The 23,977-nt window shown below is 44.6% G+C and carries 21 protein-coding genes; 10 read left to right on the top strand and 11 right to left on the bottom strand.

Going from position 1 to position 23,977, the window contains the following annotated elements; genetic code table 11:
* Window positions 1-107: 107 nt before the first annotated feature.
* The 5 genes from L5M37_RS01905 to L5M37_RS01925 all read left to right on the top strand — a co-directional run bounded on the left by L5M37_RS01905 (window position 108) and on the right by L5M37_RS01925 (window position 5,363).
* Window positions 108-1,805 (top strand): sensor histidine kinase, encoded by a 1,698-nt coding sequence (locus L5M37_RS01905; protein WP_028760408.1) that lies wholly within the window; start codon window positions 108-110, stop codon window positions 1,803-1,805.
* Window positions 1,802-2,512, top strand: coding sequence for a two-component system response regulator BtsR (gene btsR / locus L5M37_RS01910; protein WP_263171093.1), 711 nt, complete (start codon window positions 1,802-1,804; stop codon window positions 2,510-2,512). The genes L5M37_RS01905 and btsR overlap by 4 nt, the downstream gene beginning before the upstream one ends.
* 199 nt (window positions 2,513-2,711) lie before the next feature.
* A complete protein-coding gene (locus L5M37_RS01915; RefSeq protein WP_219252149.1) occupies window positions 2,712-4,172 on the top strand; it encodes a carbon starvation protein A in 1,461 nt (486 codons plus the stop codon).
* Window positions 4,173-4,354: 182 nt separating this feature from the next.
* Window positions 4,355-4,738 carry a VF530 family DNA-binding protein gene (locus tag L5M37_RS01920; RefSeq protein WP_219252150.1) on the top strand — a complete coding sequence of 128 codons (384 nt, stop codon included), beginning with the start codon at window positions 4,355-4,357 and terminating at the stop codon, window positions 4,736-4,738.
* 169 nt (window positions 4,739-4,907) lie between these two features.
* Window positions 4,908-5,363 (top strand): FlxA-like family protein, encoded by a 456-nt coding sequence (locus L5M37_RS01925; RefSeq protein ID WP_028760412.1) that lies wholly within the window; start codon window positions 4,908-4,910, stop codon window positions 5,361-5,363.
* 51 nt (window positions 5,364-5,414) lie between these two features.
* On the opposite strand, the gene L5M37_RS01930 is transcribed toward L5M37_RS01925, so the two are convergent.
* The 7 genes from L5M37_RS01930 to L5M37_RS01960 all read right to left on the bottom strand — a co-directional run bounded on the left by L5M37_RS01930 (window position 5,415) and on the right by L5M37_RS01960 (window position 12,018).
* On the bottom strand, window positions 5,415-6,359 hold the full coding sequence (locus L5M37_RS01930) for a hypothetical protein (RefSeq protein WP_131524329.1): 945 nt from the start codon (window positions 6,357-6,359) through the stop codon (window positions 5,415-5,417).
* Window positions 6,360-6,416: 57 nt separating this feature from the next.
* Entirely contained in the window at window positions 6,417-7,031 is a 615-nt protein-coding gene (ribA, locus tag L5M37_RS01935) for a GTP cyclohydrolase II (RefSeq protein ID WP_006087423.1), read from the bottom strand.
* A 273-nt stretch (window positions 7,032-7,304) separates the two neighbouring features.
* Window positions 7,305-7,661 (bottom strand): YibL family ribosome-associated protein, encoded by a 357-nt coding sequence (locus tag L5M37_RS01940; RefSeq protein WP_028760414.1) that lies wholly within the window; start codon window positions 7,659-7,661, stop codon window positions 7,305-7,307.
* 114 nt (window positions 7,662-7,775) lie between these two features.
* The gene (gene nrdG / locus L5M37_RS01945; RefSeq protein WP_263138199.1) at window positions 7,776-8,237 is read right to left on the bottom strand and encodes an anaerobic ribonucleoside-triphosphate reductase-activating protein; all 462 of its coding nucleotides are present in this window, start codon (window positions 8,235-8,237) and stop codon (window positions 7,776-7,778) included.
* 104 nt (window positions 8,238-8,341) lie between these two features.
* Window positions 8,342-10,459: an anaerobic ribonucleoside-triphosphate reductase gene (gene nrdD / locus L5M37_RS01950; protein WP_173496522.1), complete on the bottom strand. Its 2,118-nt coding sequence runs from the start codon at window positions 10,457-10,459 to the stop codon at window positions 8,342-8,344.
* 261 nt (window positions 10,460-10,720) lie between these two features.
* Window positions 10,721-11,410: a hypothetical protein gene (locus L5M37_RS01955; protein ID WP_113938822.1), complete on the bottom strand. Its 690-nt coding sequence runs from the start codon at window positions 11,408-11,410 to the stop codon at window positions 10,721-10,723.
* A 119-nt stretch (window positions 11,411-11,529) separates the two neighbouring features.
* Window positions 11,530-12,018: a MarR family winged helix-turn-helix transcriptional regulator gene (locus L5M37_RS01960; RefSeq protein WP_168824108.1), complete on the bottom strand. Its 489-nt coding sequence runs from the start codon at window positions 12,016-12,018 to the stop codon at window positions 11,530-11,532.
* 146 nt (window positions 12,019-12,164) lie between these two features.
* On the opposite strand from L5M37_RS01960, the gene L5M37_RS01965 reads away from it, so the two are divergent.
* The gene (locus L5M37_RS01965) at window positions 12,165-13,175 is read left to right on the top strand and encodes an NADP-dependent oxidoreductase (protein ID WP_263199190.1); all 1,011 of its coding nucleotides are present in this window, start codon (window positions 12,165-12,167) and stop codon (window positions 13,173-13,175) included.
* A 134-nt stretch (window positions 13,176-13,309) separates the two neighbouring features.
* Here L5M37_RS01965 and rssA read toward each other — a convergent pair whose 3' ends face one another.
* Entirely contained in the window at window positions 13,310-14,257 is a 948-nt protein-coding gene (gene rssA / locus L5M37_RS01970) for a patatin-like phospholipase RssA (RefSeq protein ID WP_263199192.1), read from the bottom strand.
* A gap of 250 nt (window positions 14,258-14,507) precedes the next feature.
* On the opposite strand from rssA, the gene L5M37_RS01975 reads away from it, so the two are divergent.
* From L5M37_RS01975 to L5M37_RS01990, 4 genes are all read left to right on the top strand, one after another.
* The gene (locus tag L5M37_RS01975) at window positions 14,508-15,863 is read left to right on the top strand and encodes a DEAD/DEAH box helicase (protein WP_173496518.1); all 1,356 of its coding nucleotides are present in this window, start codon (window positions 14,508-14,510) and stop codon (window positions 15,861-15,863) included.
* Between the two features lie 203 nt (window positions 15,864-16,066).
* Complete coding sequence (locus L5M37_RS01980; protein WP_028760422.1) at window positions 16,067-16,504, top strand: DUF3010 family protein; 438 nt, start codon at window positions 16,067-16,069, stop codon at window positions 16,502-16,504.
* A 48-nt stretch (window positions 16,505-16,552) separates the two neighbouring features.
* Window positions 16,553-17,077, top strand: coding sequence for a M48 family metallopeptidase (locus L5M37_RS01985; RefSeq protein WP_105252910.1), 525 nt, complete (start codon window positions 16,553-16,555; stop codon window positions 17,075-17,077).
* Between the two features lie 90 nt (window positions 17,078-17,167).
* Entirely contained in the window at window positions 17,168-17,623 is a 456-nt protein-coding gene (locus L5M37_RS01990; RefSeq protein WP_105253145.1) for a hypothetical protein, read from the top strand.
* A gap of 371 nt (window positions 17,624-17,994) precedes the next feature.
* Here the strand turns inward: L5M37_RS01990 and L5M37_RS01995 are convergent, their stop codons facing one another.
* From L5M37_RS01995 to L5M37_RS02005, 3 genes are all read right to left on the bottom strand, one after another.
* Complete coding sequence (locus L5M37_RS01995; protein WP_263175939.1) at window positions 17,995-19,296, bottom strand: peptidoglycan DD-metalloendopeptidase family protein; 1,302 nt, start codon at window positions 19,294-19,296, stop codon at window positions 17,995-17,997.
* Window positions 19,297-19,560: 264 nt separating this feature from the next.
* Window positions 19,561-22,617: an AAA family ATPase gene (locus L5M37_RS02000; RefSeq protein ID WP_263199194.1), complete on the bottom strand. Its 3,057-nt coding sequence runs from the start codon at window positions 22,615-22,617 to the stop codon at window positions 19,561-19,563.
* Entirely contained in the window at window positions 22,614-23,759 is a 1,146-nt protein-coding gene (locus L5M37_RS02005) for an exonuclease SbcCD subunit D (RefSeq protein WP_263199196.1), read from the bottom strand. Before L5M37_RS02005 ends, L5M37_RS02000 begins: the two co-directional genes overlap by 4 nt.
* Window positions 23,760-23,977 lie beyond the last annotated feature (218 nt).

Below are 23,977 nucleotides of genomic sequence, written 5' to 3' on the forward strand. Positions count from 1 at the left end.
ATTATTGTTCTTTATATCCTAACGGTTAAATTCGAACCCTGATCTCGCGCACAAACTTTCAAATGGGGACGACTGCGCCGACATCTGTGACGATAATGTGAGCCATTATGTCTTTGATCCTATTACTGACCCAACAGATGTCGCTGTACTTAGTGATCGTTTACTTAGTCAGTAAAACACCGCTGTTTAAACTGTTTGCTGAAACGTCTCCTCGTCTGCCACATAAGATTTTTATGTATCTGATTTTTTCGAGTTTCTGCATCATGGCCACTTATTTTGGTGAGCAAACCTCAGGAGCGATTGCCAACACTCGTGCTATGGGCGCCGTTTTAGGCGGATTATTAGGAGGACCGGTTACTGGTTTTCTGGTGGGGCTGACTGGTGGGCTACACCGCTACAGTATGGGCGGCTTTACTGATATAGCCTGCGCCATCTCCACCACCTTAGAAGGCTTATCCGCAGGGATGATAAGCTTCTACTTAAGACGCGCAGATAAAAGTGAGCTCATCTACAATCCATTACTCGTTTGCCTAGTGACTTTTTATGCTGAAATGATGCAAATGAGCATCATACTTTTGGTCGCACGCCCCTTCGATGATGCATGGGAATTGGTACGTCAAATCGCGCCGCCCATGTTGTTAGTGAACTCCGTGGGAGCGGCACTCTTTATGAGCATGATCCGTGACCAAAAAACCATGTTTGATAAACTCTCATCGAGCTTTTCGACTAAGGCATTAAAAATTGCCGAACGCAGTGTCGGATTACTATCCAAAGGATTTAACGAAGAAAGTAGTAGTCACGTCGCCCAAATCGTCATCGAAGAAACCAATGTGGGTGCAGTGGCCATCACGGACAGAGAAAAACTGTTAGCCTTTATTGGCATAGGCGCCGATCACCATCTCCCTGGTACACCGATTTCATCCAAAATCACCTTAGAAGCCATCAATCAAAATAAGGTCATGTTCGCCGATGGCGTTGAAACGCCCTATGCATGCTCTATTTCTTCTCATTGCCGTCTAGGGTCAAGTCTAGTGATCCCGCTGCGCAGTGATACCGAAGTCATTGGCACGATTAAACTCTATGAGCCTAAGAATAAACTTTTTTTGAATATCAACCGTACTTTAGGTGAAGGTATTGCCCGCCTGTTATCGAACCAAATTCTTTATGGGCGTTTTGAGCAACAGCAAAATCTACTGACTCAAGCCGAACTTAAATTGCTGCAGGCTCAGGTCAATCCGCACTTTTTATTTAATGCACTGAATACCATTAGCGCGATTATCAAACGTGATCCTGATATGTCTAAGCAGCTATTGCAGCAGTTATCGCAATTTTTACGGATCAATTTAAAGCGAACGACAGGCTTAGTGACGCTTGGGGATGAGCTAGATCACATAGCGTCCTATCTCACCATTGAAAAAGCGCGTTTTATTGATAAATTACAAGTCAGTATCGCGATACCTGAATCACTCTACCACTGTAAAGTCCCCGCCTTTACCCTGCAGCCAATTATTGAGAATGCCGTAAAGCACGGCACGTCGCACATGATTGAGCAAGGGCAGATCAAAGTGACTGGCAAGCTCGAAAATGATGTACTGGAGCTAGAAGTCACAGACAATGCCGGGTTGTATCAGCCCATTGAGGGCTCAGAAGGCCTAGGGATGAACTTAGTGCATAAGCGAATTCAAAATATTTTTGGCGAACAATACGGCGTGACAGTGGAATGCGAGCCCGATCAATTGACTCGTGTCACCATAAGATTGCCCATAGAAAGCCCTGAAACATCAAATATGGATAACCGCACGTGATCAATTGTTTAATTGTCGATGATGAGCTGTTTGCTCGTGAAGAATTAGCTGACCTTTTGGGGCAAGAACACGACATCCAAATCGTCGGTCAATGCGCCAATGCTATTGAAGCATTACAGAGCATAACCAAAGAAAAACCTCAGTTAATCTTTCTTGATATCCAAATGCCACGCATTTCGGGCATGGAACTTATTGCAATGCTCGACCCCGATGACATGCCGAAAATCGTGTTTGTCACCGCCTACGACGAGTTTGCCGTCAAAGCCTTCGACAATCATGCCTTCGATTATTTACTCAAACCCATAGATGCCGACAGACTCAGTAAAACCCTCACTCGTGTGCGTAAAAATCTAACGCCTCAGGCTATGGACTCCATTACCCCAAAGAGTCTTGAACATATTCCCTGCTACAGCGGCAATAAACTCAAAGTCATTGCAATCCAAGATGTGGAATATGTGTTCAGTGACTTAAGCGGCATCCATGTGGCCAGCACGAAAGGCAAAGTCCATACCCAGTTGACCTTGAAAGTGTTCGAAGAAAAAACCCCACTGGTGCGCTGCCATAGGCAGTATTTGATTTCACCTAAGGCGATTGCTGAAATTGAGCTGTTAGATACAGGGGCTGAAGTCACCACTCATTTAGGCGATAAAGTACCCGTATCACGCCGCTATCTTAAAAGCCTTAAACAGCTATTTGGCTTTCAATAAACACAATACCAAAGTTATCTTAGCGACGTATTTTTAGCCATAAGATGGCCAACAACACTCACCGTTAACATACAATGGTAACCACTTAAGCTCACCAATTGCCGCTCACACTGCATTTTCGACCACTCATTGAAATTACAAAGTTTTATATCAACAACTTGTTTACACTCGCCAGAACTCAAATGGGGAGATAACAAAAATGATGTGGTTCCTACTCTGTGTCGGTCTACTGATCGGCGGCTACTTTATCTACGGCGCCTTTGTCGAGAAAGTCTTCGGCATTAACGCTAATCGTCAAACACCCGCTTTCAGTCAAACTGATGGCGTCGACTTTGTGCCTATGTCTAAAGGCAAAGTCTATCTAATTCAATTATTAAACATTGCAGGCGTAGGCCCAATCTTTGGTCCTATCTTAGGTGCACTCTATGGTCCTGCAGCCATGTTGTGGATTGTAGTTGGCTGTATCTTTGCAGGTGCAGTACATGACTACTTCTCCGGTATGTTGTCAGTGCGCAATGGCGGTCAATCCGTGCCAAACCTTGCGGGTAAGTATTTAGGTAAGAGCGCCAAACACTTCATGAACGTGTTTGCTATTGTGCTGTTACTGCTCGTCGGTGTGGTCTTTATCTCTGCGCCTGCTGGCTTACTTGGCAAGCTTACTGGCTGGGATGTCAGTATCTTCGTTGGTATAATCTTCGTCTATTACCTGATTGCAACTGTGGTACCTGTCGATAAAATTATCGGTCGTCTGTACCCCTTCTTTGGCGCTTTATTGTTCTTCATGTCGTTTGGTTTAGCTTTCGCAATTATGCTATCAAGCGAGCATACCTTACTGCCTAACGTACAAGCGGGCGATTTCTTCCAAAACTTAAATCCGAACGACATGCCACTTTGGCCTGCACTATTCATCACTATTGCCTGTGGCGCAGTATCAGGTTTCCATGCAACTCAATCACCGTTAATGGCCCGCTGCGTTGAAAACGAGACGAATGGTCGCTTCGTCTTCTTTGGCGCCATGATTGGCGAAGGCATTATCGCATTGCTTTGGTGTGCCATCGCGTTGTCTTACTTTGGCGGAGTAGAAGGGTTAAGTGCGGGTATGTCAGGTAACCCTGCCAACGTCGTCTATGAGGCCTCTACTGGTCTGTTAGGCGCTATCGGTGGCTTTATGGCTATCCTAGGGGTGATTATTCTGCCGATTACCTCAGGCGATACGGCTTTTCGTTCTGCGCGTTTGATTCTGGCTGAATTTTTCAACATGCCACAAATCTCACTACCAAAGCGCTTAGTGTTAGCTCTGCCACTGTTTGTTATCGGCGGCATATTGACCCAAGTGGACTTTGGTGTGATTTGGCGCTACTTCGGTGTAGCAAACCAAGCCACTGCAGTATTAATGCTGTGGACGGCTTCGGCTTACCTGCTACGACATAACAAACTACATTGGATTGCGACAATTCCAGCGATGTTTATGACCACTGTGGTTATCACCTTCCTACTGAACTCGTCAACCTTAGGTGCCGGTTTACCTATGACGGTATCAACCATAGCGGGCATAGTCACAACCTTAGTGATTACAGCACTCTTGATTGTGAAAACCAAAGGTAAAGGCGAAATTGATTTACCGGTTGAAACTGAGCTTAAAGAGACAGTCAAAGACTAGTCAAACAATTCAAATGACCAACCTAAAACAGGCGCTTTATTGCGCCTGTTTTGATCATACTGCTCCACCAATAGCAGCTATCACAGGTTTAAGCTAGCAAGGTATTCAAGCTTGACTCGATACCATTCCACACTGTATCAGGCATACAAAACTGCTATACTCCCGCCATAGCACATTGCAACATGCATAATATGAATCAATCGAATAACCCGCTCCACAGCATTAAACTGGAAACGATCATCACTTATTTAGTCGAGAAATACGGCTGGGAAGAATTAGGTGAAAGAATTAATATCCGCTGTTTTACCCACGATCCCAGCATCAAATCCAGTTTACGTTTTTTGAGAAAAACAGAGTGGGCGCGGGATAAAGTCGAATATCTTTATTTAAGAGCCAATAAATTACCCTTGCCGCCACCCAAAGCAGACTCTAGTCAAGCGGCTAAGAAGCCTGCGGCAAAAATTGCGACGAAGAAAACCAATCAAACTCCCCCTGACAAGTCTGTTAAAAGCGATAAACCTAGCACAGATGACAAAGTAAATAGCCATATTTGGGGTAACAGTTAATCTTCGCCCTCTGCAGCCATAAAACGTGAACAGTCCTCACTTGAGGGCTGTATTGTCATCAGCAATATCGCGCTTTTTGCCAAATAAGCCAAAAATTAGCTTCAGTTTTCCAATTAATGGCCGATAGCGATTTGAGTATCAACACAGTTTGCATCTAATGGAGTATGGAATGAGCATTAATGGAATAAACAGTGCCACAATCGGCTCAACTTTCACTCCGGTATCGAGCGCATATATCGCAGCAACTCCTGCCACAACAAAAACGGCGACTAATGAATCGACAGCAGATGCGCAGGATACTCAAGACACAGTCTCCATTTCTTCAGCCGGCCGCGCCGCATTGTCCGCAGATGTAGGTGCCCCTTTAAGAGACAATGCTGCAGCAAAAAAAGATGGAACAGAAAATGATGCGTCAGAAGAGCCCATGACGTTAATCGACCAACAGATCCAGAAAATAAAAGAGCAGATCAAAGCACTACAAAAAATGCTGGCCAAACTTAAAGGAGATGACTCTGAGGTTGCGGAGCAACAGCGTAAGTTAATCCAAGAACAAATAATGCAGCTAAGTAGTCAAATAGCGACCTTGACTGATAAGAAGATGCGCGACGCGCAAAAGTCAGCTTAGACAAAATAACTGACCAATAGTCTTTGTAATACATCCCGTAATGGATGATACCTAGATAGGAAAGCTAAACATTAAACGCCAAACATTGAGCCCATCGCCACGACGATAACTGAATCCGATGCGATCAACACTTAATAATTCACCGCCTAACGGCTTAGAAAACGCGAGGGAAAAACCGGCCTCATAGCTGCCAGAAACAATAGTATCTTGCTCTATCTCGCTAATAAATCTAAGTTCATTGAAATACCAATAGCCTACGGCAAAGATCCTTGGTTGCACCTGCAGATCCCACCATTGCCAGCGTGGTGCTAACCCTAAATCAACACCTGTTTGTAGTACTGCAAATTGATCCGAAAACTTACCATAGTGCTCACTGTACCCAGCAAAGCGTAATCTCGATACCCACACAGCATCCTGCCCTGCTAAGGTAAAGTCATACAAGCTACTGATCCCTGAGGCGATAATAGCAACGTTATCGTTTTTATCGAAATTAGTGCCAAAACCGATATCTAAATACCCTTCCATTCGAGTATTTTCGCTCGCCTGCCAATGATGCTCAAAACCTGGGGTAACTGTCATAGTACCTATCGACGACGGCAACTCACCTTCAGTGATATCTTTGGCTAAATAATCAAAAAAGCCAAAGGAGATAGGTAACCGTAACCAAGTTTGGCTACCGCTATCTTTCTTCAAATCAAAGCTTAACGGAATGCTAACGACGGTCGCATTTTGGTTTGCAGCGCGGTAAACGCCAGTGCCAAGATAACTACCAAAGGCGTAAACAGAATTTGGATTAGTGCTAGTTTCTATCGGATTACTACCATTAGCATTATTAGGTGCATGATTGATAGAAAAGCCGGAATCATCCGCTTGAGATGCAGATATGAATGTATTTGTAGCAGAAATACTATCGGCAAAGGTGGTAGGAATAACGCTCAGTAATGCCAAGCACATTAGCGACAAGCTTAATAGCAACCGACTGAAAAAATGGCTCAATTGACTTAAACCTTCCTCATTTTTAACTCAATCGGTCGACTCATCATGATGACAAAACTACTTATTTTCATCCATAAAATGATATTCAGACATCATGTGTCCAAGCTCAGTGGATTTAGTTTTTAAGTACGCTTCGTTATAACGATTTTTACCAACTTGCAGTGGTACGCGCTCAACCACTTCGATGCCAAACTCCTTCATCGCTTTCACTTTACGCGGATTATTGGTCATCAAACGCACATGCTTCACCCCTATCTGTTCCAGCATAGGCTTGATCATATCGTATTTACGCATATCCGCTTCGAAACCAAGTTGCTCATTGGCTTCAACCGTGTTGGCGCCTTTATCTTGCAGCTCATAGGCGCGAATTTTATTCAGCAAACCAATGCCACGGCCTTCTTGGCGTAAATAGAGGATAAAGCCACTGCCCGTTTCAGCAATATTTTGCATGGCAGCTTGTAACTGAAAACCACAGTCACAACGCAAGCTAAATAAAGCATCGCCGGTTAAACACTCGGAATGAATACGGCCCAATACAGGTTCATCCGCACTGAGTGTACCGAATGTGAGCGCAACATGCTCTTTACCTGATTCGGTATCTTCAAAACCATGCATGGCAAACACGCCCCAAGGAGTGGGTAACTTTGACGTCGCGACATATTTTATCGACATACTTAACCTTAACGACAACTCTCATTCCATGAGACGAATAAGATCCCTAGAAACAAAACGAGGATTAGGCACTTAGCCAACTAAGCGCACTATTCTAAAGTGTTTTTGAACAATCCAGAAATACTTTAGTGTTTTAATCAACTAAACCAAACATGAATGTCTTTTCGATGGGCAGCACGAAGGAATGGATTAAAACGAAGCAGTGCATTAAATACAAGGAGCACAAACACGCGATCGACACTCGATCCCGTGCCAGTGACATCCAATCCCACATTAAAATTTTGCGGGAGCGTATCCAGTAACTTCCGTTAGCCCCATTTCACGGCCGATAGCCGTCATAGGGTGGATTACCACAAGCCCTTTGACAGACTTTTTCAGTTTGCCCATGTCTGCTTGTTCCGCTTTTGTCAAAGCACGATGGAAAGGCAAACCTTTGATATCTGACCCTTGCTTATTCAATAAGCGGGTTTGTTGCCCTTTCACACTGCCGATTTGCTTAGTGACCGCAGCGATTTCGCGTTTGAACTGGGCAATAATGACGTCATCGCCTCTTTGTTCAGCCGCAGCAAGTTTACGACGAAATTTATCTAATTTATCGTTAAGCTGCTGCAGTTCTTGCTTTAAATTCATTCTGTTACCTTAAATTACCTAAGTTAGCCACAGTAAAATCTTAGCCTGATTATGCTAGCGTCTGTGTCAAGGTCTGAGATTATAGCAGCAAGTTACAGATCCTCGTTACCGCTTTTATAACAAACGAATGATCTGATTGCTGCTACCGCGAAAGACAAGACTCGGATCGGCAAGACTTTGTTCAAATTTTCCGTCCACCAGCACATCAATATAGGCCAACACGGCGCGCTGTTCATCACTCAACTCATCGAGCACATAACCTGTCCACAGCCAAATATCCTTCCCCTTACACTCAGCCTTGACTCGTTTGACGAGCGTCAAAATGGCACTGAGATTGACAGGCAATAAAGGATCTCCGCCCGAAAGCGATAAACCACGGCGCACAATCCGCTGATCATTGAGATCGGCAATAATCCTATCTTCCATCGTCCTATCAAACACATGCCCAGAACGGGGATCCCACGTGCTTTGGTTGTAACAACCGCGGCACTGGTGCTCACAGCCAGAGACAAACAAGGTCGCACGGGTACCTGTGCCATTGACCACATCGATAGGGAAATATTGATGGTAATTCATTGATGGTCACTCATAGTGCATTTCATCTTTTAACACTGACACTCATCCCGTGGCACTATTTGATGCCACGGAATAAGTCTAACAGGCAGAATAAGGTAATAGTGTTACAAGTGTTTGATCCTGCGTTTTACTTCTTCTTGCTTGCCATAATTAAAGGGCCGCGCATCAGGACTGCCTAAGTAACCGCACACACGGCGCGTCACAGAAACCCGACTAGGCTCATGATTGCCACACTTAGGGCAAGTGAACCCTTTACTGGTACAACTAAATTCACCGGTAAAGCCACAGTCGTAGCATTCGTCGATTGGCGTGTTAGTGCCATAGTAAGGCACGCGGCTGTAGCTATAATCCCAGACGTTTTCCAGCGCTTCGAGGTTATGCTGCATATTGGGATATTCGCCATAACAAATAAAGCCACCGTTCGCGATAGCGGGATATGGCTGTTCAAAATCAATTTTATCGTAAGGGTTAACACTTTTTTCCACATCGAGGTGAAAACTATTGGTGTAATAGCCCTTATCTGTCACCCCTGTGACTAGCCCAAATTGCTTCGCATCCAGTTTACAAAAACGGCTGCAGAGACTCTCACTTGGCGTGCTATACAGACTAAAGCCATAACCTGTTTCGGCCTTCCACGCATCGGTAGCCGCTTTAAGATAAGCTACAATAGCGACGGCTTTGTCCCTTAATTGTGCATCGTCAAATACATGGGTTTGGGTGCCATAGAGTGCATTCATGGTTTCATGCAGGCCAATGTAACCGAGTGAAATCGAAGCGCGGCCATTTTTAAAGATTTGCGCCACATCATCATCAGCGCGCAAGCGTACACCACAGGCGCCTTCCATATAAAGGATAGGTGCCACGCGGGCTTTAACACCATTCAGTCGCTCAATACGGGTATCCAGCGCTTTACGGGCTAATACTAATCTGTCATCTAAAATGCGATAAAACTCAGTCTCATCGCCATTGGCTTCTAAGGCAATCCGCGGCAGGTTTAAACTGACCACTCCCAAATTATTGCGCCCTTCATGCACAAGCTCGCCATTTTCTTCATAGGTGCCTAAAAAGCTACGGCAGCCCATTGGGGTTTTAAATGAACCGGTAACTTTCTCGACTTGCTCGTAGTTGAGGATGTCGGGATACATGCGCATTGTTGCGCATTTGAGCGCCATCTGTTTTACATCGTAATTGCAATCGCCCGCTTTATGATTAATACCATCGCGAATCGCAAACACTAGCTTAGGGAATACTGCAGTCTTGCGATTTTTACCCAATCCCGCCATCCGCACTTTGAGCATAGATTGCTGAATTAAGCGTGATTCCCACGACGTACCTAAACCAAACCCAAAGGTCACGAACGGTGTTTGGCCATTGGCAGTGTGTAAGGTATTGACCTCATATTCCAAAGACTGGAATGCATCGTGACATTCTTTTTCAGTTTGCGCCGTGGCAAAGGCTTTGGCGTCGGTGATCTTCCAATTCAGGGCAATTTGGTAGTGCTTGTCGTAGCTCTTAGCGACAAATGGCGCTAACACTTCATCGATACGGTTAATAGTAGTTCCGCCATAGATATGGCTCGCCACTTGGGCAATGATCTGCGCGGTCACCGCTGTCGCTGTTGAAATAGACTTAGGGGTTTCAATTTCGGCATTACCCATTTTAAAGCCGTGGGTCAACATGCCAGCTAAATCAATCAACATGCAGTTAAACATCGGGAAAAACGGCGAGTAATCTAGGTCGTGGTAATGGATCTCGCCCGCTTCATGGGCAGCGACCACATCCTTTGGCAAAATATGACTCTTGGCGTAATGTTTGGCGACTATGCCCGCGAGTAAATCCCGCTGAGTAGGAATGACTTTTGAATCTTTATTAGCATTTTCATTGAGCAAAGCCGCATTGCTTTGCTCAACTAAACCACGGATTTCGAGGTTGAGTTTACTGGTCGCTTCACGGCACACATCTCTGTCGTGACGGTATTCGATATACACGCGCGCAAGGGACTTGTACGGCCCTTCCATCAGTAAATTCTCAACCGCATCTTGTAGATGGTGGATATCGACTTCAGCTAATGGCGCGACGCTCTGACTGATACACGCTGCCACTGTCGCTGCATAGTCGCCATCCTCTATTCCAACTGAGTTTGCAGCGGCATTCACTGCATCCCTTATCCTTGTTTCATCAAAAGGTGTGCGGCAACCATCACGCTTAATTACGACTGGCATTGTTCAGTTCCTCTCCATCTTGCCTAAAAATTAACACTACATCTAGTGATTTTAAAAGCATAAAACACAATATGTAGAGCATTAGGCTACAATGACGGTAAGGAGTCCATGATCCAGATCATAGTTTTTAGGATGAAATAAAAGAACAAACAAGAACTGCAGCTAGGCCCAATTATCTGAAAATTGCGCCTTGACCTGCTGATTAAACCCAGCTAGTTGAATGCGTGACAATTTGTGTTTATCACGCACTATGGATGTGAATTAACGTTTAGCAAGCGCAAGATAACTACTGAGTTGGCCCGATGCAGATTGATGTGCCCCCATAGATGAAGCAAGTTGCATCATAGATTTTAGCCCCTGCCACTGCTGCTTTTGAGCATCCGTAAGCGGAGGTTCAGAATTCAAATAATCCGTCAATTGGCTAAGGACTTTCGTGGCCTTCTGGGCTAGCACCGGCGACTGAGCATCATCCATATTGGTTAAGACGTTTTTAGCATCAACTAAGGTATTGATAAGAGGATTATTAGGTGATTTTTTAGCTAATGACTTGATTTCATCATCTAAAAAATCTTGCAACGATTGTTTAGTCGGCGTTGTTGTGCTCGGCACTGTAATACCGTTTTTCGATAAACGCTCGAGTTGCACATCCGATAAAATGCCATCTTTTTGTAAGCGCGACACCAATGCGGGAATATCGGCGACGCCAAATTGACCATCGGCAAAAAAATCCTTCGCCATCGATTGAATTTTCTGTGCGCGTTGCGCCCTTGGCGACAGCGCTATCTCATCGGTTTTACCGTTATCGGGTTTGGTAGCATCCGTCTGCGTTTTATTTGTTTCTATCGTAGTATCGGTTTTAGCCGTGCTCGTCTTTTGGCTATTGGCACCATAGGCATCGGCGATACTGGCACTGCTGCGATTAAGATTAAAGGCATTTAAAATAGAATTCATCGTCAAAAATTCGGCGTCTAAGACTCAATGACGGTTTTAAAGCAAAAACTAAGCCAATCAAGTATTAATCAGTGCAACCCCTGAGTTAATAGCATCACTATGCATAAACCAACTTATATCTAGGACTGTATATCTTCGATCAAGGCAAGACATTGCCGCCTTAGTAAATCGAGTGCCTCAGCGTCCATCTGCACTTTATCAAGCAAGGTTTGCTTCAAGGCAAGAGCTTCGTGCCTGATACCCTCTCCTTGACTTGTCAGAGTGATCAGCTTTTTCCGCTCATCTTCAATGCAGGCCAAACGCGTGATCAAGCCTTTTACCTCTAATCGCTTAACGATAGGCGTTAGCGTCCCCATATCGAGCTTAGTCGCCGCTGATAGCTGGGTTTGGCTACAGCCGTTTTGACGCCACAGGGTTTGCATCACCAGATATTGAGGGAAAGTTAACTCGTATGCCTCGAGTAGAGGCCGATAAGCACGCACTAATGCATTGCTCGCAGAATATAACGCGAAACAAACATTATCGGATAAACAGAGTGGATCGCTAGAAGCTTGGCTATGAGTCTGTTTTGTAGCGTCTAGCTCAGGTTGAGGTAAGCAATTCTGCACGTTTAAGCGCCTGTCATTTAAACATAACACTATCTTATCCGATCTGTCCCACCCCATCTAGTTTGCGCGCAAACTATTTGCATTCAATCTTAAAGCCACGTAGAGTTAACATCATTAGTTTGCGCACAAACAAAAAGTGATTTTTTATGAAGAGTATGACTGAAACCCGTGAAATCCATCTAGCTAGTCGCCCAGAAGGCATGCCTACAGCACAGAACTTTACTTTAGTAAATAAAGCGTTAGCACCTCTCGCTGATGGACAAGTGCTGATTAAAAATCTATGGATGTCGGTTGACCCTTACATGCGCGGGCGCATGGTTAATCGCAAGAGTTATGTTCCGCCCTTCGCCTTAAATCAAGTCTTAGAAGGCGGTGCGATTGGTGAAGTTATCGCGTCAAAAAACACCGAGTTCCCGGTTGGTACTAAAGTCAGCAGCATGCTAGGTTGGCGTGAACACGCAGTCACAGATACCGCAGGACTGACAGCTTTACCACTAACTACGCTTGATAATTCACATTTCCTCGGCGTACTCGGAATGCCAGGCATGACTGCTTGGACAGGACTGACTCACATTACAGATTTAAAAGCGGGTGAGACACTGTTCGTTTCCGCAGCCTCTGGCGCAGTAGGTAGTGTGGCTTGCCAAATTGGTAAACTAATAGGTGCCCGTGTTATAGCCTCTGTCGGTTCAGATGAAAAAGCTGAATTATTAAAAAGTTATGGTGTTGATGCGGTCATCAATTATAAGACTTGTGACAATCTCACCCAAGCGTTGACAAAAGCCGCCCCAGAAGGAATTGACGTGTATTTTGAGAACGTCGGTGGCGAGCATTTAGCCGCAGCGCTGAGCAATATGAAAGATCATGGACGTATCGCTGTTTGCGGTATGATTTCGCAATATAACAACACAACTCCAACACCTGGCCCTGACAACTTAGCCCTAATTGTAATGCGAAAACTCAAGTTGGAAGGTTTTATCGTATCCGAACATTGGGCGCATTATCCTGAGTTCACCGCAAAAATGGTTCAATGGTTAGCGGAAGACAAAGTCAAAGCAGAACAAACAATTTATCAAGGGCTTGAACAAGCACCTGATGCTTTTATCGGTCTATTTGAAGGTAAGAATCGCGGTAAAATGCTGGTAAAACTAGCCTAAGTTACCAACAAAGCGGTATAAACATCTCAATATGAGATAGCAAATAGTCGGTATCGCGAAAGTGATACCGACTTTTGTTTATCTGGCAATCAAACGCTATCTATATAAAACTTTTAACTCTACATTTTGACTCATCAGCCCTTCCAGAACGCTGCTTCAATCAAGTGGGCGACTTTCTCCACCGCCGCTTCGCCGGCGGCAATCGCCTCATCAGCACGGTGAAACTCCATAGTGCCGATATTTCCCACCTCTGGCACAATACAAATATCTGGTGGATCGCCCATCAACCGCGCCCGTTTATGCCTTTGCTCTAAAATACCCATAGATTGCGACATCACAGCAATCATCCCCGGATTCGATTTAGTGCCGAGTGAAAACTTATCGGTTAGGTTACTGACATAATCTCGGCCACGGGCAAATAAATCCATAAAGCCCGTTTCTTGTCGCGCTGGCATATCCATTTCAGCTTGGACAGTCCTTTGGCTGGTCATATTCACGGGTAACACTTGGATACGCCCAGAATGATAACCATATAAATCCACTGCAATCACTACATCAACGCCCATGGCACGGCTAACCGAAACAGGAACAGGATTCACCACAGCGCCATCGACTAACCAGCGTTCTCCTTGTCTGACAGGGGCTAAAATCCCCGGCATGGAGCAAGAGGCCCGTACCGCTTGCCGTAAATCCCCTTCAGTAAACCAAATTTCCTGACCAGAGTATAAGTCAGTCGCGACGGCTGCAAAGGGACGATTGAGATTCTCAATATTCACATCTCCTATACGTGCATGCAGCACATCGAACACCTTGTCTCCGCCGATAAGCCCGCCCTTACGCCATCGAATATCCATCAAGCCAAGCACGTCCCAACTAGAAAAACCGCGCACCCATTTTTCTAACTCGGGTAAATGATCATGGGCGTAAGCGGCACCCACTAAAGCCCCCACCGAACATCCAGCCACTTTATCGGGCTTAATACCCATGGCAGCTAAACCATTCAATACACCTATATGTGCCCAACCTTTCGCCGCCCCACTGCCCAAGGCAATACCTACCGAAGGGATTGTTCCGTTAGCCATAAATCATTTCTCCTGTAACTCAATGCAGTACACGATAACGTAAAATCCTGCCATATCCACTGTCAATCGGTAAAAACGACACAATTAAGAGGTTGTAATACCAATGTAAATAAATACAATCAACAGAGCATAAATGGCACACTTTCTACATCAATCCGTGCATGAAGCAGAGATAATCACCGATGTGGATAGCTGAGCAAGGGCGATTAAGGCTATAATCTGCCCTTACTAAGATTTAGGGGATATACCTTTGCAATTTACCGATTTTTCTCTGGACCAGCGTCTGCTTCAAAGCATAAAACATATGGGGATCACAGAACCCACCGCCATCCAGGAACAAGCACTGCCTATCGCATTGGCAGGTAAAGATTTAATGGCGTCATCAAAAACGGGCTCAGGTAAAACCTTAGCGTTTTTGTTACCCGCATTGCAAAGAGTCATTTCTACCCGCTCACTGTCGAAACGTGATCCTAGAGTCTTGATTTTATTACCGACCCGCGAACTAGCGCATCAGGTTTATAGTCAGCTTCGCCTCCTTGTCGCCAACACCCAATACAAGGCCATCAGCGTACTGGGCGGGGAAAACTTTAATGACCAAGCCAAAGCCTTAGCGAAAGAACCGCATTTTATTGTCGCGACTCCAGGCCGTATCGCCGATCATTTAGAACAGAAGCATCTTTTTCTCAATGGCTTAGAGTTATTAGTCCTCGATGAAGCCGACCGCATGTTAGATTTAGGCTTTGCCCCGCAGTTAAAAGCCATCAACGATGCAGCCGATCATAAACGCCGTCAAACTCTGATGTTTTCTGCCACGTTAGATCACGACGAAATCAATGATATCGCAGCAACATTACTAAAAAATCCAGCGCACGTGGCGATTGGCGCGGCTCACTCTGAGCATAACGATATTCATCAACGTATCTTTTTATGTGACCATTTAGACCATAAAGAAGCGTTATTAGCCCGTTTGCTCAAAGATGAAACCCATAAACAAGTGATTATTTTTACCGCGACGCGTCCAGATACTGAGCGCTTAGCCGCTAAATTAACCACGCAAGGTTTTGCAACCGCCGCACTCAGCGGTGATTTAAAGCAGGCCGCACGAAACCAAATCATGGACCAATTTGCCCGTGGCCAACAACAAGTACTAGTGACAACCGATGTCGCCTCTCGCGGCCTGGATTTGCTCAATGTGTCCTTGGTCGTTAACTTCGACATGCCTAAATTTGCCGAAGAATACGTGCATCGTATCGGCCGTACTGGTCGTGCAGGCGCAAAAGGTGATGCGATATCGCTCGTCGGGCCAAAAGATTGGGACAACTTTAAGAAAGTCCAAGTCTTCCTCAGAAAAACCTTTGAGATCAGCACAATTCCAGGCCTAGAAGCTAAATTTAGTGGTCTAAAAAGCAAAGCTAAACAAACGCCAGTAAAACGTGTTGCTAAAGCGGAGCTTGCTAAAGGTAAGAGCAAAAGAACCAAAGCAACCACACCAGCACCGTCGCGGGATAAGCGTTTCATCACGGGCGTGGATGTCGGCGATGCTCCTATGCGTAGAAAACCTGCTGCGGCACAATTACTGCAAGATAATGATACTGAAGAAGTTTAAAACTAATTTATGCATAAAGGCCGGTGGATTTAACATCAGATATTATCTCTGATACAAATCACATAGGCATGATCTAATACTGGAAATTGACATACTAAAATTATCAGTCTGTCGCCAAGCGAATCAAAAGCGCATGGTAAACACTGATCCTCATGTCATTTCCAGCTACAATAGCGCTATTATCGATATTTTGAAGGTGTAACATGAGAGTTTGTGGTGTTGAATTAAAAGGTGGCGAAGCCATTATCAGTTTATTGAGCTATGAAGGTGAAACCTTCAATGTGCCAGAATGCCGTAAGGTGTCTTTCACCGTTTCCCAATCTGCTACCACAGAAGCTATTCGTGAGTTTCACTTCGCTTTTCATAAGCTTATGCAAGATTATCGCGTTGATGAAGTTGTCATCATAGAACGTGAGCAAAAAGGTAAACTCGCGGGTTCAGCGACAAGCTTTAAACTTGAAGCAGCCATTCAATTAGGGGAATTACCTGTCAGTCTATTGTCTCCTGTCACTATCAAAGAGCAAAACAAGCGCAATCCACCCCAAGTTGATTTCGATAGTTTAGATCTTAAAAAAGTACAGCAGTTAGCTTTCGAAGCCGCTTATGCCCATCAAAATCGCCGAATTTTTGGCAAAGTATAAGTAATGTGATGAACTCAGGCTCCGAAGTCATTCGGAGCTAAATCCTCTATGAATCCATTAAAGTACTTAAACGGTTACAGCCTTGATATTCAACAGCAGGTACAGCAACATCTCGATGCTGGCACATTACCCAAGCTATTGCTGAAACGTCATCCTGTCATACATAGCGTTCGTAGCGATAAAGCGCTGTACGACTATACTCAGACGATTAAAAATCAATTTTTACGCCAGTCCTCCCCGCTCTCAAAAGTGATATTTGATGACAAAATTAATATTAGCCATCATGCACTTGGCTTGCATTCTTACGTAGCACGAGTTCAAGGCAATAAAATCAAAGCGAAGAACGAAATTCGCATTTCTTCGCGTTTAAAGCGTGTGCCAGAACCTTTGTTGCGTATGGTCGTAGTACATGAATTAGCCCATTTAAAAGAAAAAGATCACAACAAAGCTTTCTATAATTTGTGTACCCACATGGAGCCGGATTATCACCAGTTTGAATTTGATTTGCGCTTATTATTGACTTGCATCGACGCTAACATATCCCCTTATTCTACAGATAAAGTCGATACCTAACCTTCGTATATTTTTCGCCCAAAACTTGACTGATAATAGTTTTCATTTAGAATGCTGAAGTATCTCACGCAGGAGAACTCAGTAATGACAATGACGAAACAGAATATCGATAAACTTTTGAGCAAATGGTGTAAAAAACAAGCTAAAAAGTTACTCAAAACACAGGCGAAATCTGTTTCAAGTTCAGGAAAAGTGATTCCATCCTTATCTCGTCTGAACACCCTGACTGATAAATCTTTGACGAATAAAAAGGCTCAACGAAAGCACCTCACCCAATTACTCTCTAAGCATATTGCTCAGCAAGAATTTGCCCATAGCAATAAGTCAACACTCAAAAAACAATTAAAACTCGCGAAAGCTAAGTTTATTGCCGCAAATGATGCGACATTTTCATCGACTATTATTACTCGACTTTCTCCTTTACCCACGGAACACAGCTTTGCATTACGTCCCTTTAAAAAATCACCCTGTGGTGGCTGTCCCGCATTAAAAGGTAAATTGTGCAAGTGCGCATTAAAAGTGATGCAAAGGCGCCACGCAAGCTGATAGGCACTATTTAGCACTGCATATTTGGTTCTCTGTTCAGTCCTTAATAAAAAACGTTATAAGCTCTTCAGCCGCACAATTTTCCTCTTCACAACCTTTTGAATGACTCGCTATAACACTTCTAACTGAAGATCCTACCTATTTTATCCCTTATGTTTTATCGCCACGACTTCGAATCGAACAAATTTTAAGCTTTTATACAACTTGAACAGTACTCGTGATAGCAGGAAAATGTCTGCCACAATAAGCATTTTGGAAACAAAAATGCCGATGAAATTTTCATTTCATCGGCATTGATAAACTCTTCTAGAAAGTCAGTGCTATTGTTTATTCAAACTTTGATACTATAAATTCTATTAGCTTAGGTTTGGCTAACCTAAGTTCATTATAGCTTCACGACTCTTCACCATATTAGTGAATGTGCGTAAATCTTGATTCGCTAACTTGCTCGACATAGGAATATCGGCTTTCAACGGATCAACAGGTTTACCATTGATATGGAATTCATAATGCAAATGTGGACCAGTCGAACGACCTGTATTACCAGATAAAGCAATCACTTGACCGCGAGTTACACGTTGACCTTTACGCACTAACGCCTTAGACAAATGTAGGTAACGGGTACGGTACTTACCACCATGTTCAATCACAATATACTTACCGGCAAACTGATGGTCCGTCACTAAACTGACAATTCCATCACCAGGTGCAATAACTTTAGTCCCGATTGGCACGGAAAAATCTGTTCCATTATGGGGAGAAATACGCCCTGTGATTGGGTGTTTGCGATGGCTGTTAAAACGTGAACTCATACGCGGTTGTTTAGCTAACGGATAACGTTGGAATGCCCGAACTAAACTCTGGCCTTTAGCATCATAATAACTACCATCAGAATATTGATATGCACTAATTTCAGAACGACCACTTTTAATACTGACGCCTAAAATTTGGCTACTTCCCGTCGGTTCACCTTCAACATATTGATCATTTACCAAAACTGAGAATTTGTCGCCAACTCGTAAATCACGGGCAAAATTCAATTTTTCTTTGAGTAAATCTTCAATTCGCTGAATATCTGCAGCGGCTAAGCCCATTTTTTGGGCTGAAACGTAGAAAGAACCTTTAATATCGCCAGTCAAAATTCGATTTTGCCAAACACCTTCAACGTTCACTTCTTCAACATTAAAACTACCGTCTTCATAACGCGTAAAAACCACTTGGCGGGCAGCGTTAAAATAAAGTTCTAATTTTTGTAACTGGCCTTCACTATCAAGCCAAAATTGCATTCTGTTACCAGGTAACAGGGTATCAAGTGCCAAAATGTTTAAATCAGCTTCTAAAACCTTATACATAGTCTGCTGATCAACACCCGCCTTGGAAAATAACCCACTTAAGGTATCACCGGAAACGATAATTCGCTCAAACTGGGGAGCATTATTAATGAGTGCAGCTTGATCTAGGACTTCAGGTTCAGAAACTTGGGGGAGAATATTTTCAATATCGAGAACAACAGGGATACGCTGAGCAGTTGGCGTAACATGGTTATTATTCGGCATCAACATCGCAGCACCCATCAACAAACTACCCATTAATAGAATGTTCTTTTGGGTCGATGATAAGTTCTGCAAACGGGTTTGCGATAAGTTGATAAAGTTGGGTTTGCCTGTTTGCAACGCTTTTCACCTTTCGTTAACTTTGCGTTCTATTTTTGACCAGTCCCTTTGAGGGAAGCCCGAATTTTTTCCAACTTATATCAAAAAACCGATTATGACAAACGCTATTTCACTCTTTTGTTGCACCATTAATGAAAAACATGCGCTAGTTGGCATTTCCAACTCACTTTGTGTGTATTATCCGAATGTTAAACACACAGGAGATACAATAAATAACACTTATAAAACAATTTGTTATTTATCGCACTCGGTGAGAATGAGCAACTAAGGCAAAACTATCGTCATTTCGCTCCCATGTGAGGTTTTATTGATGTCGATGCGGGTATTTATCTGCTCTTTCATTTCCGACACGTGCGAGATCACCCCTATCATGCGGCCAGAGGATTGCAAATCCATCAGGGTCCGAATGGCCAGTTCTAAAGAATCTTGATCTAAACTGCCAAAGCCTTCATCGATAAATAAAGTATCGAGTTTAATACCACCTGCATAGGCTTGCACTACATCTGATAGGCCTAACGCCATAGATAATGCTGCCATAAAACTTTCACCACCGCTTAAGGTGGCCACAGGACGCACTTTGGAGGTATAAGCATCTTCTACTTCCAATTCGAGCCCAGAAGCTTTGTTACCCTTGGCCCTATCTTCCTTACGCAATAAACGATAACGCCCTTTGCTCATCAGGTGTAACCTGTAGCTTGCCTCTAACAACACATCGTCAAGCAGTACACTTAACACAAAACGTTGCAGGCTGATCTTATTACCCGTATTTCCATTAGCGACATCTGCGAGGGTACCGATAACCGCATATTCATCTTCCAAAACCTTAGCTTTTGCATCGGCAATACTCAGCTGGGTTTGGGTTTGCATCAGTAATACTGTGCGCGTGTGAAGCAACTGCCATGCCTGCTCTGCTGCGTGTAATGCTTGCTGCGCGAACTCAAGCTCAGCAGCCAGCTTAATGCTATCAGGTGGCACTTTATCTTTAAGCTTAAGCGCTAACTGCTCGCACTGTGCCTTGGTCAAAGCACTGCGCTGTTGGTAAGCCTCAATCTCGCTGGCTAATGCACGCTGTTGTTCTTCATCCAGCATGGCCTCAAATAAGGCCTGTTGATCGGCAAAACCTGCTGCGACTAATTGCTGATTGAGTTGCTGCTGTGCACGCGTTTGCTGGGCTAATGCCGCCTCAGCAGCATTTTCAGCACCATTAAGTGCCGCTTTAGCCGCAACAAAAGATTGGCCAGTCTGTTGTTGGAGATCCCTAACACTAGTGATCTGTTGCTTAATTTGGCTGATACTTTGCTGATTTTGCGCGATTGCTGCAGTTAAGGCCTCAAGCGTTGCAAGCGCAGATGGAACACTTTGCTGCATGTGCGCTAACTGCCCCTGCAATAGATCCACTTTAGATTGCAGTGCACTGTCGTGTGTTTGTCCTTGCTCTAGCTTTTGTTGTAGATGCGTTTCCTGTGCGTGCAACAATGCAATCTCTTGCTGTAACAGCTGTAACTGCTGATGGGCTTGCTCCGCTTGAGTGAGTGAGAAAGCGTATTGCGACAAGGTATGTGTATGTTCGTCTAAAGGAATATCAACCGCAGTGCCCAATTGGACCGCGAGATCTTGTGCTTGCTGTTGCAAGGTTTCTAACTGCGTTTGTAGCCCACGATATTCCGCTCTGGCTTTGCTCAGGATTTCTTGAGCATTCGTTTCAGCCTCTAGTGCTAATTGCAGCGCTTCATCACTTGGGAGCGGCTCTTGGCTTTGTGCTGGCTGTGGATGTGTTTGGCTGCCACAAACGGGGCAAGGTTCATCTTGCTGTAATTGCCGCGCTAAAATAGCGGCCTGCCCTTGGTGCCAAGTCAATAATAAGGCTTTATATGCAACCTGTGCTTGCTGATGCTGAGCACTGAGTTGTCGCCCTTTGACTTTAGCCTCAACAAGTTTTGCCTGTGTCGACGATACCCTTGCCGCCACTTGTTGCCATTGCTGATAGGTAGACAATAACTGCTGTTGCTGCTGATGCGCTTGTTGCAATGAGAGGCGAGTTTCGCTGTTGGCCTGTAGTTGCGGCAGAGCGGATTCCAATTCACGGCGTTTTTGGACTGCGGTGGTTAACTCATTTTTGCTGTTCTGAAGTTGTGTTTTCGCGCTAATGAGCTGCGTTTGCTCTTGTTCAAGGGTTTTATTAAGCCTATCCAATTCCCTGAGCTGCGGCCCTAAGGCATTCAGTTGCTGTTTAACCTGTTCCTGTTCAAGTAACGACGCTTCCAACACGGGCAAATCAGCAGCCTTAAGCTCTGCGTTATCGAAGGCTTTTTTAGCATTGGTTAATGCTGTTTTCGCATGTTCAAGGGCAAGACTTGCCGCCTTGGCTTCCTGCTCACGGGCCACAAACACCTCAAGCATGGGTGCCAAGTGCTGCGCCTGTTTAGCCAAATTCAGTTTGTAGGTTTGCGCAGCCATGTTTTCTTGCTGTGCATCAAGCGCAGAAACCGTTTGAGTTAAGGCATCAAACTGCACAAATTCGGCCAATAAATGCTGGGCGGCATCGCTGGTTTTTATCACCCATTGTTGCTGCTGTAATGCCTGTTCTTTCGCACTTTGGGCTGTTTCAAGTTCTGGCGTAAGCTTGGCTAATTCACAGCTAAGCTCGTCATCGGATGCTAAACCCGCACTTTGTAAAATGCCATCACGGCGGCTGCGTTGATCTTTCACTAAGGCGCGGATATCTGCAGCCTTACTTTTTAAGGAATCTTCAATACGTCGGTATATATGCGTTTGAAATAGCTGACTAAATATCAGTTCTCTGGCTTTAGAGTCTGCCATTAACAATTCGCGAAATTTTCCCTGCGGCAACACCATCACTTGGCGAAACTGCTCCACATCGAGGCCAGTTAAGGCTTCAATCTCAGCAGTTGCCTCTGAGACTTTGCTCGCTACAAGCAAACTTTCATTACCCTCGGCGTCTATCTTATATAACTGAGCTTCGGGCTTCTGCACCGTTGAGCCGTCACCGCTTTTTTTAACCCTGTCTTGCTCTGGCACACGGCGAATACGATAACTGCTATTACCCAACTGAAAACTAAAAGTGACTTCTGTTAGCAAACTATCATCGGCCATATCGCAGCGCATCTGGCTGCCTTCACGCTCATTACCCGTGGTTTTGCCATAGAGGGCAAAGCAAATACCATCGAGCAAGGTCGTCTTACCCGCACCTGTGGGTCCATTGATCAAAAATAACGGATTAGTGCCTAAGGCCGTAAAATCAAGTTGTTGCGTCGATGCAAAGGGGCCAAAAGCTGACATGGAAAGGCTAAGTGGTCTCATGCTTGGTGCTCCTCATTGTGTAGCTTAGTCAGGAGTTCATCCATCACGGTTTGCTGTGCTTGTGTTAATGACTCGCCGGACACTTGAGAGAAAAAGTCACGGAACATGTCCATCTCGCCTTTTTTGATATGATCTCGGCTCAAGGTGACTTGTTGCTGCCCCGCCATCAGACCCGTCCGCTCTAAATGCAGCACATTAGGGTAAACGGCTCTCAATTTCCCCATAGCATCTAAAATGGCATGTTTATCAAGGAGTCTGACCATAAGGTAGTCCTCACGCTTGATATCCATTTTACCTTGGGCGAGTAATGTGGCTAACTCCCCTTCTAAGATGCGGACATCGCGTATCGACGTTAATGGCAATAAACGGATATCTGCTGGCGTTTTTGCGCCAAGCTCGACTAAGGTCACCGACTTATGTTGATGTTGTTCGCTAAAGGAATACTTCAAAATCGATCCTGAGTAGCGCACATGCTCTGCACCTTTGTATTGCGGTCCGTGCAAATGCCCAAGGGCGACATAATCAAACTCAGTAAATAGCGTTGGCGATATTTTATCGGCGCCACCAATGCTCAGTGGCCGCTCAGATTCTGACTCGCTGCCACCATCCAAAAAACAATGGCTTATCACCACTTTCGGCAAACCTTGGCTATCGTGCTGGCGTACTTGTTCAAGCAATAGCAGCATTGCGGCCTCATGGCTTGCCGCCTCACACTCAAAAACTTGGCGCACTGTGGCAGGTTCGGCATAGGGCAAGGGATAAAACACCACATCACCGCTTGAACTCGATAAAGTAATGGGATGAATGTCAGCACTCAAAGGGCCAATAATATGTAACCCACTTGCCGCCATTTGTTTTGCTGCAAAACCTAAGCGCTCGTGACCATCGTGATTACCCGCAATCATAATGACTTGCAGACCTAAATCATGTACTAAGCGGTTAAGCACATCATCTAACAGCGCGACCGCATTCGCAGGCGGAATCGATCTGTCATAAATATCCCCCGCCACAATCACGGCATCCACCTTGTGTTCATCCGCTAGAGCAATAATTTGCTCGAGCACAAAGGCTTGATCATCCAGTAGTGATTGATTGTGTAATTGACGACCTATGTGCCAATCCGAGGTGTGGATAAATTTCATAATCGCTCTTTTAAAGAAGTGGTGGCGCTAAACCCGAGCGCACATGCCGCCCGTCGATGCAAAATAAGACTGGCAAGATAGACACTGCACTTATATCAATCGGATTAAATATGTACACAATATTTAAAATACACACCAAAACAATAAGAAGCCTAAAAAGTGTATTAAAAATGACAGGTAATACTATTCAAAAAACTTGAAAGAGTACACCTAACTCA

The organism is Shewanella sp. SM69 (assembly GCF_025653985.1).
Taxonomy (GTDB): Bacteria; Pseudomonadota; Gammaproteobacteria; order Enterobacterales; family Shewanellaceae; genus Shewanella; species Shewanella oncorhynchi.

Excerpts from the sequence above, each read along its gene's own strand:
- L5M37_RS01905 (WP_028760408.1), top strand. The coding sequence starts at position 108 with ATGTCTTTGATCCTATTACTGACCCAACAGATGTCGCTGTACTTAGTG.
- L5M37_RS01915 (WP_219252149.1), top strand. The coding sequence starts at position 2,712 with ATGATGTGGTTCCTACTCTGTGTCGGTCTACTGATCGGCGGCTACTTT.
- L5M37_RS01920 (WP_219252150.1), top strand. The coding sequence starts at position 4,355 with ATGCATAATATGAATCAATCGAATAACCCGCTCCACAGCATTAAACTG.
- L5M37_RS01925 (WP_028760412.1), top strand. The coding sequence starts at position 4,908 with ATGAGCATTAATGGAATAAACAGTGCCACAATCGGCTCAACTTTCACT.
- ribA (WP_006087423.1), bottom strand. The coding sequence starts at position 7,031 with ATGTCGATAAAATATGTCGCGACGTCAAAGTTACCCACTCCTTGGGGC.
- L5M37_RS01940 (WP_028760414.1), bottom strand. The coding sequence starts at position 7,661 with ATGAATTTAAAGCAAGAACTGCAGCAGCTTAACGATAAATTAGATAAA.
- nrdG (WP_263138199.1), bottom strand. The coding sequence starts at position 8,237 with ATGAATTACCATCAATATTTCCCTATCGATGTGGTCAATGGCACAGGT.
- nrdD (WP_173496522.1), bottom strand. The coding sequence starts at position 10,459 with ATGCCAGTCGTAATTAAGCGTGATGGTTGCCGCACACCTTTTGATGAA.
- L5M37_RS01955 (WP_113938822.1), bottom strand. The coding sequence starts at position 11,410 with ATGAATTCTATTTTAAATGCCTTTAATCTTAATCGCAGCAGTGCCAGT.
- L5M37_RS01965 (WP_263199190.1), top strand. The coding sequence starts at position 12,165 with ATGAAGAGTATGACTGAAACCCGTGAAATCCATCTAGCTAGTCGCCCA.
- rssA (WP_263199192.1), bottom strand. The coding sequence starts at position 14,257 with ATGGCTAACGGAACAATCCCTTCGGTAGGTATTGCCTTGGGCAGTGGG.
- L5M37_RS01980 (WP_028760422.1), top strand. The coding sequence starts at position 16,067 with ATGAGAGTTTGTGGTGTTGAATTAAAAGGTGGCGAAGCCATTATCAGT.
- L5M37_RS01985 (WP_105252910.1), top strand. The coding sequence starts at position 16,553 with ATGAATCCATTAAAGTACTTAAACGGTTACAGCCTTGATATTCAACAG.
- L5M37_RS01990 (WP_105253145.1), top strand. The coding sequence starts at position 17,168 with ATGACGAAACAGAATATCGATAAACTTTTGAGCAAATGGTGTAAAAAA.
- L5M37_RS02000 (WP_263199194.1), bottom strand. The coding sequence starts at position 22,617 with ATGAGACCACTTAGCCTTTCCATGTCAGCTTTTGGCCCCTTTGCATCG.
- L5M37_RS02005 (WP_263199196.1), bottom strand. The coding sequence starts at position 23,759 with ATGAAATTTATCCACACCTCGGATTGGCACATAGGTCGTCAATTACAC.